Raw genomic sequence first — 14502 nt, forward strand, 5'->3', positions numbered from 1 at the left:
TAGGTGGAGCGCAGTACGTCGCCGGCCGGTAGCCAATAGCGGCCGACGGCAGCCCCAACACCGCAGACAGAACGACTGTGCAAAGGGGAAGCCATGACAGCGACGACCGACGGCGGTTCCGGGGGCATCGCGGCCTCCGGGACACCCTCGGCCAGCACGAAGGCAGCGGGCAGACCGACGCGTCAGACGTCCGGTTCGTCACGGGACGGTACGACACGTCCGGTCGAGGAGGCGGCGGCACACGCGGCGCGCCGCGCCACCGACCACCTGCTGGCCCGTCAGCACCCTGACGGATGGTGGAAGGGCGACCTCGAGACCAATGTGACGATGGACGCCGAGGACCTGTTGCTCCGTCAATTCCTCGGTATCCAGGACGAACGGGTCGTCGCGGCCGCCGCCCGCTGGATCAGGTCCCAGCAGCGCGGCGACGGCGCCTGGCCGACGTTCCACGGCGGCCCCGGCGACGTCTCGGCCACCGTCGAGGCGTACGTCGCGCTCCGGCTCGCGGGAGACGCGCCTGACGCTCCGTGGATGGCTTCGGCCTCCGCCTTCGTGCGCGAGCAGGGCGGTGTCGCCCGGGCCCGGGTGTTCACCAGGATCTGGCTCGCCCTGTTCGGCTGGTGGCGCTGGGAGGACCTGCCCGAGCTGCCGCCGGAACTGATCTTCCTGCCCAAGTGGGCCCCGCTCAACATCTACTCGTTCGCCAGCTGGGCCCGGCAGACCATCGTGCCGCTCACCGTCGTCGCCGCCCACCGGCCGGTGCGGCCGGTCTCCTTCGGACTCGACGAACTGCACGTCGACCCGGCGCGGCCGAACCCGCCGGTCAAGCGCGCCTTCCTCGGCAGCTGGGACGGGGTGTTCCAGCGGATCGACCGGGCCCTGCACGCCTACCGCAAGGTCAGCGTCCGCCCGCTGCGCCAGGCCGCACTGCGCTCCGCGGCCCGCTGGATCATCGAGCGGCAGGAGAACGACGGCTGTTTCGGCGGCATCCAGCCTCCCGCCGTCTACTCGGTGATCGCGCTCCATCTGCTCGGCTACGACCTCGACCACCCCGTGCTCCGCGCCGGCCTGCGGGCGCTGGACGACTTCGCGGTCTGGCCGGACGACGACACGCGCATGATCGAGGCGTGCCAGTCGCCGGTCTGGGACACCTGTCTGGCCGCCATCGCCCTGGCCGACGCGGGGGTCCCGGCCGACCACCCGGCACTGGTCAAGGCGGCCGAATGGATGCTCGGCGAGCAGATCAGCAAGCGCGGCGACTGGGCCGTGCAGCGGCCCGACCTGCCGTCCGGGGGCTGGGCGTTCGAGTTCGAGAACGACACCTACCCCGACATCGACGACACGGCCGAGGTCGTCCTCGCCCTGCTGCGCGTCGACCACCCCGAGCCGGGCAGGGTGCGGTCCGCCGTCGAGCGCGGCGTGCGCTGGAACCTGGGGATGCAGTCCAAGAACGGTGCCTGGGGCGCGTTCGACGCCGACAACACCAGCCGCTTCCCCAACCGGCTGCCCTTCTGCGACTTCGGCGAGGTCATCGACCCGCCCTCGGCCGACGTGACCGCGCACGTGGTCGAGATGCTGGCCGCCCTCGGTCTGGAGCACGACCCCCACACCCGGCGCGGCATCGACTGGCTGCTGGCCGAACAGGAGCCCAACGGGGCCTGGTTCGGCCGCTGGGGCGTCAACTACATCTACGGCACGGGGTCGGTGGTCCCCGCCCTCGTCGCGGCCGGGCTGCCGGGCAGTCACCCCGCCGTCCGGCGGGCCGTGTCCTGGCTGGAGTCCGTGCAGAACGAGGACGGCGGATGGGGTGAGGACCTGCGGTCCTACTCCTCCGCCGACTGGGTCGGCCGCGGCGAGTCCACCCCCTCCCAGACCGCCTGGGCGCTGATGGCCCTGCTGGCGGCCGGGGAGCGGGAGAGCGAGGCGGTCACGCGCGGCGTGCGCCGGCTCGTCGACACGCAGAAGGAGGACGGCTCCTGGGACGAGCCGTACTTCACGGGCACCGGCTTCCCGCGGGACTTCTCCATCAACTACCACCTCTACCGCATGGTGTTCCCGCTCACCGCCCTCGGGCGCTATGTGCACGGGGAGCCCTTCGGCGGAGTTCGGAAGGGGGACTGATGGGGCCGTCCGGCCCACCTCTGCTCATCGTCTGCGCGCTGCGGATGGAACGGTTCGCGCTGCGCGGCGGAGGCCGTGCGCGCGCCGCGGCGGGGGTCTCCCCGCGCCGTGCCAAGGGGGAGGGACCTCCGGTCGTCTTCGTGCGCACGGGCATGGGACCGCAGGCGGCCGAGCGCGCCGTCACCGAGGCGCTGCGCGACCCCGCGCTGGACGGGGCCCCCGTCCTCACCACCGGCTTCTGTGCCGGACTGGCCACCGGAATGCGGCCCGGCGACGTGGTCGTCGCCGACGGCCCGCAGGACGGTGCAACACTGGCCGCCGCGCTCAAGGCGGCCGGGCACACCGTGCACATCGGCCGGCTCGCGGAGTCCGACCATGTGGTACGGGGACCGGAGCGGTTGGCGCTCCGGTCCACCGGCGCCATCGCCGTCGACATGGAGTCGGCGGCGATGATGCGGGCCGCGCTCGCCCGGGGTCCACGCCCGGTCGCGGCGGCCCGTGTGGTCGTCGACACGCCCGAGTTCGAGCTCGTGCGCCTCGGCACCCTCCGCACCGGGATCACCGCGTTCCGTGTACTGAGGGATCTTCTTCCCGCGTTCCTTGATTGGCACCGCTCTACCGCGCTCCCCTGGAGGTGAGCTAGATGGCCATGCCTCTTCGTCAGTCCATCCGGGTCGGCACCTATCTCTTCGAACAGAAAATGCTCCGCAGGCGCGAGAAGTTCCCTCTCATCGTCGAACTGGAGCCGCTCTTCGCCTGCAACCTGAAATGCGAGGGCTGCGGGAAGATCCAGCACCCCGCCGGCGTGCTCAAGCAGCGCATGCCCGTCGCCCAGGCGGTCGGCGCCGTACTGGAATCCGGTGCGCCGATGGTCTCCATCGCCGGTGGAGAACCGTTGATGCACCCGCAGATCGACGAGATCGTGCGGCAGTTGGTGGCGAAGAAGAAGTACGTCTTCCTCTGCACCAACGCCATGCTGCTGCGCAAGAAGATGGAGAAGTTCACACCGTCGCGGTATTTCGCGTTCGCCGTGCACATCGACGGCCTGCGCGAGCGGCACGACGAATCGGTGGCCAAGGAGGGCGTCTTCGACGAGGCCGTCGAGGCGATCAAGGAGGCCAAGCGGCGCGGCTTCCGGGTCACCACGAACTCGACCTTCTTCAACACCGACACCCCGCAGACCATCATCGAGGTGCTCAACTTCCTCAATGACGAGCTCGAGGTCGACGAGATGATGATCTCGCCGGCGTACGCCTACGAGAAGGCTCCCGACCAGGAGCACTTCCTCGGCGTCGAGCAGACCCGCGAGCTGTTCCGGAAGGCCTTCTCCGGCGGCAACCGGGCGCGGTGGCGGCTCAACCACAGTCCGCTCTTCCTGGACTTCCTGGAGGGGAAGGTCGACTTCCCCTGCACCGCGTGGGCCATTCCCAACTACTCGCTCTTCGGCTGGCAGCGCCCCTGCTACCTGATGAGCGACGGGTACGTGACCACGTACAAGGAGCTCATCGAGGACACCGACTGGAGCAAGTACGGCCGCGGCAAGGACCCGCGCTGCGCCAACTGCATGGCGCACTGCGGCTACGAGCCGACGGCCGTGCTCGCCACGATGACCTCCCTCAAGGAGTCCATCAGGGCGGGCCGCGAGACCGTCGCCGGAAACCGCGGGAAGTGACGTCGCGATGACAGCAGTCGAGCGTGTGTCGCTCGGCCTGCCCTCCGTACCGGCCCGACCGCTCGCGGAGCGCCGCCGTTCGCGGCGCATCCAGGTCGGGCCGGTGGCGGTGGGCGGCGACGCCCCGGTCTCCGTCCAGTCGATGACGACGACACCGACCGCCGACGTCAACGCCACCCTGCAGCAGATCGCCGAACTGACGGCGGCCGGTTGCCAGATCGTGCGGGTCGCCTGCCCCTCGCAGGACGACGCGGACGCACTGCCGCAGATCGCGAGGAAGTCGCAGATCCCGGTGATCGCGGACATCCACTTCCAGCCGAAGTACGTGTTCGCGGCGATCGACGCGGGGTGTGCGGCGGTGCGGGTGAACCCGGGCAACATCCGGCAGTTCGACGACAAGGTGAAGGAGATCGCCAGGGCGGCCTCCGACGCCGGTACCCCGATCCGGATCGGGGTGAACGCCGGGTCGCTGGACAAGCGCCTGCTGGAGAAGTACGGCAAGGCCACGCCGGAGGCGCTGGTGGAGTCGGCGCTGTGGGAGTGCTCGCTGTTCGAGGAGCACGGTTTCCGTGACATCAAGATCTCGGTGAAGCACAACGACCCGGTGGTGATGGTCAACGCGTACCGTCTGCTGGCGGCGCAGTGCGACTATCCGCTGCACCTGGGGGTGACCGAGGCGGGTCCGGCGTTCCAGGGCACGATCAAGTCGGCGGTGGCGTTCGGTGCGCTGCTGAGCGAGGGGATCGGGGACACGATCCGGGTGTCGTTGTCGGCTCCTCCGGCGGAGGAGGTCAAGGTCGGTATCCAGATCCTGGAGTCGCTGAACCTGCGGCAGCGGCGGCTGGAGATCGTGTCGTGCCCGTCGTGCGGGCGGGCGCAGGTGGATGTGTACAAGCTGGCCGATCAGGTGACGGCGGGTCTGGAGGGCATGGAGGTCCCGCTGCGGGTCGCGGTGATGGGTTGTGTCGTCAACGGTCCCGGTGAGGCGCGCGAGGCGGATCTGGGGGTGGCCTCGGGCAACGGCAAGGGGCAGATCTTCGTGAAGGGCGAGGTCATCAAGACCGTGCCGGAGTCGAAGATCGTGGAGACCCTCATCGAGGAGGCCATGAAGCTCGCCGAGCGGATGGAGGCCGACGGGGTCCCGTCAGGGGAGCCGCAGATCAGTGTGAGTTGAGCGAACCAACCCCGGAGGGGAGCGAGGTGGGAAAGTGTCGCTGCTCGAAAACATCCGCGGTCCGCGCGATCTGAAGGTCCTCCCGCAGGAGCGGCTGGACGAACTCGCTGTGGAGATCCGCGACTTCCTGGTGCAGGCGGTCGCCAGAACCGGTGGTCACCTGGGGCCCAATCTCGGCGTGGTCGAGCTGACGATCGCGCTGCACCGGGTCTTCGACTCGCCGGCCGACCGGATCCTGTGGGACACGGGTCACCAGTCCTATGTGCACAAGATCCTGACGGGACGTCAGGACTTCTCCAAGCTGCGCGGCAAGGGGGGGCTCTCCGGCTATCCGTCGCGCGCCGAGTCCGAGCACGACGTCATCGAGAACAGCCACGCCTCCACCGTGCTGGGCTGGGCGGACGGGCTCGCCAAGGCCAACCAGGTGCTGGGCCGCCAGGACCACGTCGTGGCCGTGATCGGTGACGGCGCGCTGACCGGCGGCATGGCCTGGGAGGCGCTGAACAACATCGCCGCCGCGAGGGACCGCCCGCTCATCGTCGTCGTCAACGACAACGAGCGCTCCTACGCGCCGACCATCGGAGGCCTCGCCAACCACCTGGCCACGCTGCGCACCACCGACGGCTACGAGCGCTTCCTCGCCTGGGGCAAGCAGGTGCTCAACCAGACCCCCGTCGTCGGCAGGCCGCTCTACGAGTCCCTGCACGGCGCGAAGAAGGGCTTCAAGGACGCCTTCGCGCCCCAGGGCATGTTCGAGGACCTGGGGCTGAAGTATGTCGGCCCCATCGACGGCCACGACGTCGCCGCGGTGGAGTCCGCGCTGCGCCGGGCCCGGCGCTTCAGCGGACCGGTCCTGGTGCACTGCCTCACCGAGAAGGGCCGCGGGTACGCCTTCGCCGAGCGCGACGAGGCCGACCGCTTCCACGCGGTGGGCGCCATGGACCCGTTGACCTGCGAGCCGCTGACCCCGTCGAGCGGGCAGAAGTGGACCTCGGTCTTCGGTGACGAGATGCTGAGGATCGGCGCCGAGCGGCAGGACGTCGTGGCGATCACCGCGGCGATGCTGCAGCCGGTGGGCCTGGAGAAGTTCGCCAAGGCCTTCCCCGAGCGCGTGTACGACGTGGGCATCGCGGAGCAGCATGCCGCGGTGTCGGCCGCGGGCCTGGCCACCGGTGGCCTGCACCCGGTGGTCGCGGTCTACGCGACGTTCCTCAACCGGGCCTTCGACCAGGTGCTGATGGACGTGGCGCTGCACAAGTGCGGGGTCACCTTCGTCCTGGACCGGGCCGGTGTGACGGGCGACGACGGCGCCTCGCACAACGGCATGTGGGACATGTCGATCCTCCAGGTCGTGCCCGGCCTGCGGATCGCCGCCCCGCGCGACGCCGACCAGTTGCGCGCCCAGTTGCGCGAGGCGGTCGACGTGGACGACGCGCCGACCGTCGTCCGCTTCCCGAAGGCGACGGTCGGCGAGGCGCTGCCGGCCATCGACCGGGTCGGCGGCATGGACGTCCTGCACCGCGGTGATCGGCCCGACGTCCTCATGGTGTCCGTCGGCGCGCTGGGGCCCGTCTGCCTGGCCGCGGCCGCCCTGCTGCGCGAGCGCGGCATCGGCGTCACCGTCGTCGACCCCCGCTGGGTCAAGCCGCTGGACGCGGCCCTGCCGGGGCTGGCGGCCGAGCACCGCATGGTGGCCGTCGTCGAGGACAACGGCCGTGCGGGGGGCGTCGGTTCCGCGGTGGCCCAGGCCCTGCGGGACGCCGACACGGATGTGCCGGTGCGTGATTTCGGCATCCCGCAGCAGTTCCTCGCCCACGCCAAGCGCGGCGAACTGCTGGCCGACATCGGGCTGACGCCGGCGGAGATCGCGGGCCGCATCGGCGCGACCCTTGCCCGTATCGGGGCGCACACGGAGCAACGGACCGAGGAGTACACGAGCGATGACACCGCCCGATCCTGAGCCGAAGGGCTTCGACCTGGCGACGCTGCTGGCCGAGCGGGGCGCGGAGCGCTACGACCTGCACGGCCGCTACCTCAACCATCAACTGCCGCGGATGCTGCACACCATCGGCTTCGACAAGGTCTACGAGCGGGCGGAGGGCGCGTACTTCTGGGACGACGAGGGCCAGGACTACCTGGACATGCTCGCCGGGTTCGGGGTGATGGGCCTCGGCCGCCACCACCCCGTCGTCCGCAAGGCCCTGCACGACGTGCTGGACGCCGGGCTGGCCGACCTCACCCGCTTCGACTGCCAGCCGCTGCCCGGCCTGCTCGCCGAGAAGCTGCTGTCGTACACCCCGCACCTGGACCGGGTGTTCTTCGGCAACAGCGGCACGGAGGCGGTGGAGACCGCCCTGAAGTTCGCCCGCTTCGCCACCGGCAGGCCGCGGGTGCTCTACTGCGACCACGCCTTCCACGGGCTGACGACCGGCTCCCTGTCCGTCAACGGCGAGGGCGGCTTCCGCGACGGCTTCGCCCCGCTGCTGCCGGACACGGCGGTCCCGCTGGGCGACCTGGCGGCTCTGGAGCGCGAGCTGGCCCGCGGAGACGTCGCTGCGCTGATCGTCGAGCCCATCCAGGGCAAGGGCGTCCACGCGGCGCCCCCGGGCTACCTGCGGGCCGCGCAGGACCTGCTGCACCGTCACAAGGCCCTGCTGATCGCGGACGAGGTGCAGACCGGCCTCGGCCGCACCGGCGACTTCTTCGCCTACCAGCACGAGGAGGGCGTCGAGCCGGACCTGGTGTGCGTCAGCAAGGCGCTCTCCGGCGGCTACGTGCCGGTGGGCGCCACCCTCGGCAAGGACTGGATCTTCAAGAAGGTCTACTCCTCGATGGACCGGGTACTGGTGCACTCCGCCAGCTTCGGCGCCAACGCGCAGGCGATGGTGGCGGGCCTGGCGACACTGTCCGTGATGGAGGACGAGCAGATCGTCGCCAACGCCCGGGCGGCCGGTGACCTGCTGCGCACGCGGCTGGCCGCCCTGGTGGACCGCTACGAGCTGCTGCACGAGGTCCGCGGCCGCGGCCTGATGATCGGCATCGAGTTCGGCCGCCCGAAGTCGCTCGGCCTGCGCAGCCGCTGGACCATGCTGCAGGCGGCACGCAAGGGGCTGTTCGCGCAGATGGTCGTGGTGCCGCTGCTGCAGCGGCACCGCATCCTCACCCAGGTCTCCGGGGACCACCTGGAGGTGATCAAGCTGATCCCGCCGCTGATCATCGGGGAGCCGGAGGTGGACCGCTTCGTGACCGCCTTCACCGCCGTGATGGACGACGCACACGGCGGCGGTGGCCTGATGTGGGAGTTCGGCAGGACACTGGTGAAGCAGGCGGTCGCCCACCGCTGACCGCCCGCCCTGCTGCTTTTGCCCCGGAGGCAAGTTTTTTGCCTCCGGGGCGAACTGTGTCTATACCTGGAGCATGACCTCGACACCGGGGCAGGACGAGCCCCTGCCGGATGTCGCCCCCCAGCTGCGGGATCTGCGCCGCCGCGGCGGCCTGACCCTCGAAGCGGCCGCCGCCCGTGCGGGGCTGTCGCCCGCCCACCTGTCACGGCTGGAGACCGGGCAGCGGCAGCCGTCGCTGCCCATGCTCCTCGCTCTCGCCCGCACCTACGGCACCACCGTCTCCGAGCTGCTCGGCGAGACCGCCCCGGAACGCGACCCCGTCGTGCGCGCCGGGTCCGTGGAGCCCGCGGACGCCGGCGGCTGGACGTACTGGCAGACCGGCAACCCGGGACGGGCGATGCAGGCCCTGCGCCTGCACGTCCCGCCGGGACCGCAGGACGGCCTGGTGCGGGTGCACCCGGGCGAGGAGTGGCTCTACGTGCTGAAGGGGGAGCTGCGGCTCACCCTCGGCGAGGCCGTGGAGCGGCTCGCGCCCGGTGACAGCGCCCACTTCGACTCGACGACCCCGCACCGCATCGCGGCCGCCTCGCCCGGTGGCGTCGACCTGCTGTTCGTCCACACGCTGCTGCGCAGCCCCGTCGCGGACCTCTGCCTGGGTGACGGCCGGGCACCGCGACCCCATGGCGCCTGACGACCCTATGAGAGGACTCCCTGTGTCCGCCAAGATCTCCGGCTCCGAGAAGGCCCCGATGGGCTTCAAGATCCGTGCCTTCATCTACCTGGTGGGGGTGCACATCATCGCCGCGTTCTTCTTCCTGATCTTCCACCTGGCCGGGGCCAAGTAGGCCCCGGGCGGGCGGCTCAGGCGGGTCCGGCGTCCTCCAGCAGCAGCGCTCGCAGCCGCTCGCGGCGCTCCGGGGTGAGGCCGAGCCCGTCCTCCAGGTAGCGGTCGGCCGATCCCCAGTGCTCCTCGATGGTGTCGAACGCGGCCTCGAGGTACTCCTGGCGGGCGTCGAAGAGCGGGCTCAGCAGCTCCATGACCTCGGGGGTCCCGGCCGGCTCGGCGTGCTCGCCGCGCTGGACGCGGTAGCGGCGGTGCGCCTCGTTGCTCTTGAGGTAGTCCGCCACGATCGCCTCCCGCTCGACGCCCAGGGCCAGCAGGATCACGGCCACCGAGGTGCCCGCGCGGTCCTTGCCCGCGGCGCAGTGCAGCAGCGCGGGCACGGACTCCTCCTCGGCCAGCAGCTCCAGCATGCGGCTGTGCTCGGCGGTGCGGTCCAGCACGATGCGGTGGTAGGCCTGCACCATGCGCTCGGCGGCCCGGCCGTCGCCGAGGGTGCCGCGCAGCGCCTCGATGTCGCCCTCGCGGACGGTGGTCCAGAACTCGGCGCCGTGGGCGGGGTCGCTCAGCGGCATGTTCACGTTGCGCACGCCGGGCAGGTCCACGTCGGGGCCCTCGAGCTTGATGTCGGAGGAGTTCCGGAAGTCGAAGATCGTGTGCAGCCCGAGGGAGGCCAGGAAGGCGGCGTCCCGCTCGGTGGTGTGCGCCAGGTGCCCGCTGCGGAAGAGCCGTCCGTGCCGCACCCGGCGGCCGCCGGTCGTCGGGAGTCCGCCGAGGTCACGGAAGTTGCGCACACCGGTCAGCTCGGGCTCCGACGAGGCGGTCTGCGGCGTCTGCTGGGTCACCGGCGCTCCTTTGCTCACAGGCCGGGCGGTGCTGGTCACCGGCGACCGGACCATTGCTGACCCTACGACACACCGGATCCCTTGCCGTACCGCGCGGTATGTGGCGTCCGGCCCGCGGCCGCCGGCCGCGGGGGAGGCGCTCGCGGGCCGTCCGGCACGACGCCCCGGGGCCCCGCCGTATTCCGCCGGCGGCGGAATTGGCCGGGTGGGATGAATCACCCCGCGTCAGGCCCTGGTTACGGTGGCGTAGGCCATTTGAAGAGGTGAATCATCTGCTGGCGTGGCAGACGATTCGACAAGAAACAACAGTGGCGCGATCGGGTCGTACACAGCCGTCGGGGACAGCTTCACGGAAGGTGTGGGCGACCCCGGACCGGACGGAAACCTCATCGGCTGGGCCGACCGGCTCGCCGTCCTCCTCTCCGATCGCCGCCCCGAGCACGACTTCCGGTACGCGAACCTGGCGGTGCGCGGCCGGCTCCTCGACCAGATCGTCGACGAGCAGGTGCCCCGGGCCATCGAACTCCATCCGGACCTGGTGACCTTCTGCGCGGGCGGCAACGACATCCTCCGCCCGGGCAGCGACCCCGACGACGTCGCCGAGCGCTACGAGGCCGCGGTCGCCCGCCTCAGGGCCTCCGTCGGCACCGTCGTGCTCTGCACGGGCTTCGACACCCGCGGCATCCCCGTCCTGCGCCACCTGCGCGGCAAGATCGCCACGTACACCGCCCACGTGCGGGCCATCGCCGACCGCCACGACTGCCCCGTGCTGGACCTGTGGTCGCTCCGCTCGGTGCAGGACCGCCGGGCCTGGGACGCCGACCGGCTGCACCTGTCGCCGGAGGGCCACACCCGCGTGGCGCTGCGCGCCGGGCAGCTGCTCGGACTGGACGTACCGGCCGACCCGGACCAGCCCTGGCCGCCGGAGCCCTTCCGCGCGCCCGCGGAGATCCGCAGGGACAACATCCAGTGGGCACGCGAGTACCTCGTGCCGTGGATCGGGCGGCGGCTGCGCGGCGAGTCCTCGGGCGACCACGTGGAGCCCAAGCGCCCGGACCTGCTGCCGCTCTAGGCCCCCAGCCGGGACCGCCCGGCCGGTGCGTTCACGCGGCGGTCCCGCCGGCGACGAGTTCGGCCCAGACGACACGGCCCAGGCCGTCGTCCGAGGGCCGGACTCCCCACACCTGCGACAGCGCGCCCACCAGCAGCAGTCCGCGGCCGCCCTCCTCGTCCACGCCCGCCGCACGCGGCCGGGGCGCGGTCGGAGCGCGCCCCTGGTCGGTGACTTCGAGACGCAGCCGTTCGCCGTCGAACCACAGCGCGCAGGCGATGTGCTCGCTGCCCGTGTGCCGAACGGCGTTGGTGAAGAGCTCGGAGACGATCATCTCGGCGTCGTCGCGCAGACCCTCGTCCGCCTCCCACTCCCGCAGCCGCGCCCGCACGCGATGGCGTGCCGCGGCGACCGAGGACCCGTGGGCGGGCAAACGGAACAGGTCGTGACAGCGACGGGCGTCGAGGTCGCCACGGCGCTCTAACCGCAGAGCGTCTGGTGAGGAGGCCACGTCGCTACTATGCGGTTTCGTTCGAACGGTTGGCAAGGTGCGATCTGTAATTTGCAGAACGGCCCTCGCGCACTGTTCGTTTCCGATGACGGCATGACACACTGCTTTCGGTTGAGGGGAGTTGGGGAAGTGGTCGTGACGGACGCGAGGACGGCCGGTGCTCCCACCGTCCTGCGGGTGGTGCTCGGGAAGCGGTTGCAGGACCTCCGCGAGAAGGCGGGCCTCACCTTCGAGGACGCCGGCCGGGCGCTGGACGTCACCCATGCCACCATCCGGCGCATGGAGAAGGCCGAGGTCGGCCTGAAGATCCCCTACGTCGAGAAGCTGCTGCACACCTACGGGGTCCTCGACCCGGCCGAGGTGGAGGCCTTCGTCTCCCTCGCCCGCGAGGCCAACCGCCCCGGCTGGTGGCACCGCTACCGTGATGTGCTGCCCGACTGGTTCAGTGCCTTCGTCAGCATCGAGGGCGAGGCCAGCGTCATCCGCGCCTATGAGCCGCACTACATCCCCGGACTGCTGCAGACCGAGGACTACGCGCGCGAGGTGCTGCGCGCGGGCCGGCCGCGCGCCTCCGCGGAGGAGGTCGAACGGGTGGTCGCGGTGCGCCTGGAGCGGCAGGCACTGCTGACCCGCCCGAACGCGCCGCTGGTGTGGATCATCATCGACGAGACGGTGCTGCGAAGACCGATCGGCGGCCCGGAACTGATGCGCGCCCAGATCACCCGGCTCATCGAGAGCTGCTCGCTGCCCCAGGTGCGGCTGCAGATCATGCGGTTCTCCGACGGCCCCCACCCCGCCATGTACGGGCCGTTCCACATCTTCCGGTTCCAGACCGACGAACTGCCGGACGTCGTCTACTCCGAGAACCTGGTCGGCTCCGTCTACTTCGACGACCGCGACGACGTCTCGGCCTTCCTCGAGGCGCTGGACCGGATGTGCGCCCAGGCCGCCCCGGCCCAGCGGACCGAGGAGATCCTCCGTGACATCCTCCGGGAGACCTGACGTGCGGCCGGACCACGACCGCAGGCCCGGGAGCCGGCGTCCGGAAACCACCTGCCCCAGGGGCACCGGCCGGGGGATGATGTCATGCACACGGAGCACCGGAGCCGGCCGGGCGGTCCCGCACCACCCGGCTCGGCCGCACGCGTCGCGACGCACCCCACCGCACCCCACCGCACCGACCTGGATCCACCCGGACCAGAGGATTCCGAACGGAGCACGGCGTTGACCGACAAGGGCTTCTCCGCGGACGAGATCGACACCAGCAGGCCGCACCCTGCCCGGATGTACGACTACTACCTCGGGGGCAAGGACAACTACGAGGCCGACCGCGAAGCCGCCGAGATGGTCATCCGCATGACCCCGGACGCGCGCCCCAGCGCCCGCGCCAACCGGGACTTCATGCGGCGCGCCGTGCGCCACGCCGCCGGGCAGGGCATCCGGCAGTTCATCGACATCGGCACCGGTATCCCCACCTCGCCCAACACCCACGAGGTCGCCCGCGAGGTCGTCCCCGACGCACGCGTCGCGTACGTCGACAACGACCCGATCGTGGCCGCCCACGCCGGCGCCCGGCTCACCAACACCGGCAACGCGGGCTTCTTCCTCGGCGACGTGCGCGACCCCGACTCGATCCTCGAGCACACGACGCTGCGTAAACTCATCGACTTCGACGAGCCGGTGGCGCTGATGCTCGTCGCCCTCCTGCACTTCGTGCGCGACGAGGAGGACCCCGCGGGCATCGTGCGGACCCTCGGCAAGAACCTCCCGAGCGGCAGCCGGCTGATCCTGTCCCACGGGACCACCGACTTCCACCAGGACGTGGACGCCGACGCCCGCGAGGCGTACAAGAACGCCACCTCCACGCTCACGCTGCGCGGCAAGGCGCAGATCGAGCCCTTCTTCGAGGGGTTCCCGCTGGTCGAGCCGGGCCTCGTGCAGGTTCCCAGCTGGCGGCCGGACAGCCCGCTCCCCGAGACCGGTGAGCACACCCGGATCGCCTTCTGGGGCGGCGTCGGTCACAAGCCCTGACCGGCGCGCCCCGCGGGCCCGCCGTCAGGCGCCGAGCAGGCCCGGGACGGGCGTCGGGCCCGCGTACGGCGGCGCGGCGGGTATCCGCTCCAGGACCCCGCCGGCGAACACGTCGTACAGCGGCAGCGTCTCCAGGTGGACGTAGCCGATGTGGCAGTCGCACGCCGCCAGCGGGCAGGCGCGCGGCCCCAGCGCGGCCCGGTAGGAGCCGTCGTAGAGGTTGCCCAGCTCGGCCCTGACGAAGTGGCAGCGGCGGACCGTGCCCCCGCCGTCCACGGAGATCACCGACTCGCCCGTGCGGCAGGGCAGGCCCGCGCTGCGGTGCGGGTGGCGGCTGTAGGGGAAGAGCGGGTCGAGGGCGGTCCACTCGTCCGCCTCGGCGTCGGTGTAGGTGTGGCCCTCGGCCGCGTTGACCCACAGGTAGACATGGGCCGGAAGGTCCCCGCGCAGCCGGCGGGCGGCCTCCAGGTGCTCCGGCAGGCCGACCACGCCCACGCTGAAGCGGGCGCCCCGGTTCGCCAGTTCGCGGGTCTTGCCGAGGAAGCGGTCGTAGGGCGTCTGCCCGGGGTGGAAGGTGCACCACAGGGCGAGCGTGGACAGGTCGGCGGTGTCCAGCCAGTCGGTGCGGCAGCTCAGGTTGGTCTGGATCGCCACCCGGTCGATGTGCGGCAGCCTGCTCAGTTCCGCGAGAGTGCGCCGGTACCAGGAGCGCACCAGGCCCTCGCCCCACGGCGTGAACAGCAGCGACAGCCGGTCGCCGCGCTGGGCGGCCGCCCAGCCCGCGAAGCGTTCGAGCGCGGCCCGGTCGGCGGTGAGTTCGGCCCGGCTGTCCCGGCGCTTGGCGAAGGGGCAGTACGGGCAGTCGTAGTCGCACGAGGCGAGCGGGCCCCGGTACAGCACCGTCAGATCCAT

The 14502-nt window shown here is 71.3% G+C and carries 14 protein-coding genes; 11 read left to right on the forward strand and 3 right to left on the reverse strand.

What is annotated here, in order from left to right; genetic code table 11:
- Positions 1-93: 93 nt before the first annotated feature.
- The 8 genes from shc (at position 94) to PV364_RS02625 (ending at position 9156) form a co-directional block, all read left to right on the forward strand.
- Entirely contained in the window at positions 94-2121 is a 2028-nt protein-coding gene (gene shc / locus PV364_RS02590; protein ID WP_319657923.1) for a squalene--hopene cyclase, read from the forward strand.
- Positions 2121-2759 carry a 1-hydroxy-2-methyl-2-butenyl 4-diphosphate reductase gene (locus PV364_RS02595; RefSeq protein WP_319657924.1) on the forward strand — a complete coding sequence of 213 codons (639 nt, stop codon included), beginning with the start codon at positions 2121-2123 and terminating at the stop codon, positions 2757-2759. The genes shc and PV364_RS02595 overlap by 1 nt, the downstream gene beginning before the upstream one ends.
- Before the next feature lie 5 nt (positions 2760-2764).
- Entirely contained in the window at positions 2765-3793 is a 1029-nt protein-coding gene (hpnH, locus tag PV364_RS02600) for an adenosyl-hopene transferase HpnH (protein WP_319657925.1), read from the forward strand.
- 7 nt (positions 3794-3800) lie between these two features.
- Positions 3801-4967, forward strand: a complete 1167-nt coding sequence (gene ispG, locus PV364_RS02605) for a flavodoxin-dependent (E)-4-hydroxy-3-methylbut-2-enyl-diphosphate synthase (RefSeq protein WP_319657926.1) — start codon at positions 3801-3803, stop codon at positions 4965-4967.
- A 34-nt stretch (positions 4968-5001) separates the two neighbouring features.
- Positions 5002-6927 (forward strand): 1-deoxy-D-xylulose-5-phosphate synthase, encoded by a 1926-nt coding sequence (gene dxs / locus PV364_RS02610; RefSeq protein ID WP_319657927.1) that lies wholly within the window; start codon positions 5002-5004, stop codon positions 6925-6927.
- Positions 6908-8311, forward strand: a complete 1404-nt coding sequence (locus PV364_RS02615) for an aspartate aminotransferase family protein (RefSeq protein ID WP_319657928.1) — start codon at positions 6908-6910, stop codon at positions 8309-8311. Before dxs ends, PV364_RS02615 begins: the two co-directional genes overlap by 20 nt.
- Before the next feature lie 73 nt (positions 8312-8384).
- Positions 8385-9002: an XRE family transcriptional regulator gene (locus PV364_RS02620; RefSeq protein ID WP_319657929.1), complete on the forward strand. Its 618-nt coding sequence runs from the start codon at positions 8385-8387 to the stop codon at positions 9000-9002.
- A 22-nt stretch (positions 9003-9024) separates the two neighbouring features.
- A complete protein-coding gene (locus PV364_RS02625; RefSeq protein WP_319657930.1) occupies positions 9025-9156 on the forward strand; it encodes a DUF6126 family protein in 132 nt (43 codons plus the stop codon).
- A 16-nt stretch (positions 9157-9172) separates the two neighbouring features.
- On the opposite strand, the gene PV364_RS02630 is transcribed toward PV364_RS02625, so the two are convergent.
- The gene (locus tag PV364_RS02630) at positions 9173-9997 is read right to left on the reverse strand and encodes a tyrosine-protein phosphatase (RefSeq protein WP_319657931.1); all 825 of its coding nucleotides are present in this window, start codon (positions 9995-9997) and stop codon (positions 9173-9175) included.
- A gap of 280 nt (positions 9998-10277) precedes the next feature.
- Here PV364_RS02630 and PV364_RS02635 point away from each other — a divergent pair, with 280 nt between their 5' ends.
- Positions 10278-11069: an SGNH/GDSL hydrolase family protein gene (locus PV364_RS02635; protein ID WP_319657932.1), complete on the forward strand. Its 792-nt coding sequence runs from the start codon at positions 10278-10280 to the stop codon at positions 11067-11069.
- A 31-nt stretch (positions 11070-11100) separates the two neighbouring features.
- Here the strand turns inward: PV364_RS02635 and PV364_RS02640 are convergent, their stop codons facing one another.
- Positions 11101-11481, reverse strand: coding sequence for an ATP-binding protein (locus PV364_RS02640; RefSeq protein ID WP_319657933.1), 381 nt, complete (start codon positions 11479-11481; stop codon positions 11101-11103).
- 213 nt (positions 11482-11694) lie between these two features.
- Here PV364_RS02640 and PV364_RS02645 point away from each other — a divergent pair, with 213 nt between their 5' ends.
- The gene (locus tag PV364_RS02645; RefSeq protein ID WP_319657934.1) at positions 11695-12561 is read left to right on the forward strand and encodes a helix-turn-helix transcriptional regulator; all 867 of its coding nucleotides are present in this window, start codon (positions 11695-11697) and stop codon (positions 12559-12561) included.
- 222 nt (positions 12562-12783) lie between these two features.
- Entirely contained in the window at positions 12784-13590 is an 807-nt protein-coding gene (locus tag PV364_RS02650; RefSeq protein WP_319657935.1) for an SAM-dependent methyltransferase, read from the forward strand.
- Positions 13591-13614: 24 nt separating this feature from the next.
- Here PV364_RS02650 and PV364_RS02655 read toward each other — a convergent pair whose 3' ends face one another.
- Positions 13615-14502: an STM4011 family radical SAM protein gene (locus PV364_RS02655; protein WP_319657936.1), complete on the reverse strand. Its 888-nt coding sequence runs from the start codon at positions 14500-14502 to the stop codon at positions 13615-13617.

Origin of the sequence: Streptomyces sp. MI02-7b (assembly GCF_033793585.1) — a bacterium.
In the GTDB taxonomy this organism is placed as follows: Bacteria; Actinomycetota; Actinomycetes; order Streptomycetales; family Streptomycetaceae; genus Actinacidiphila.

What these genes read in the sequence shown, in the direction of transcription:
- shc (WP_319657923.1), top strand. Translation starts at nt 94, where the DNA reads ATGACAGCGACGACCGACGGCGGTTCCGGGGGCATCGCGGCCTCCGGG.
- PV364_RS02595 (WP_319657924.1), top strand. Translation starts at nt 2,121, where the DNA reads ATGGGGCCGTCCGGCCCACCTCTGCTCATCGTCTGCGCGCTGCGGATG.
- hpnH (WP_319657925.1), top strand. Translation starts at nt 2,765, where the DNA reads ATGGCCATGCCTCTTCGTCAGTCCATCCGGGTCGGCACCTATCTCTTC.
- ispG (WP_319657926.1), top strand. Translation starts at nt 3,801, where the DNA reads ATGACAGCAGTCGAGCGTGTGTCGCTCGGCCTGCCCTCCGTACCGGCC.
- PV364_RS02615 (WP_319657928.1), top strand. Translation starts at nt 6,908, where the DNA reads ATGACACCGCCCGATCCTGAGCCGAAGGGCTTCGACCTGGCGACGCTG.
- PV364_RS02620 (WP_319657929.1), top strand. Translation starts at nt 8,385, where the DNA reads ATGACCTCGACACCGGGGCAGGACGAGCCCCTGCCGGATGTCGCCCCC.
- PV364_RS02655 (WP_319657936.1), bottom strand. Translation starts at nt 14,502, where the DNA reads ATGGATCTGACGGTGCTGTACCGGGGCCCGCTCGCCTCGTGCGACTAC.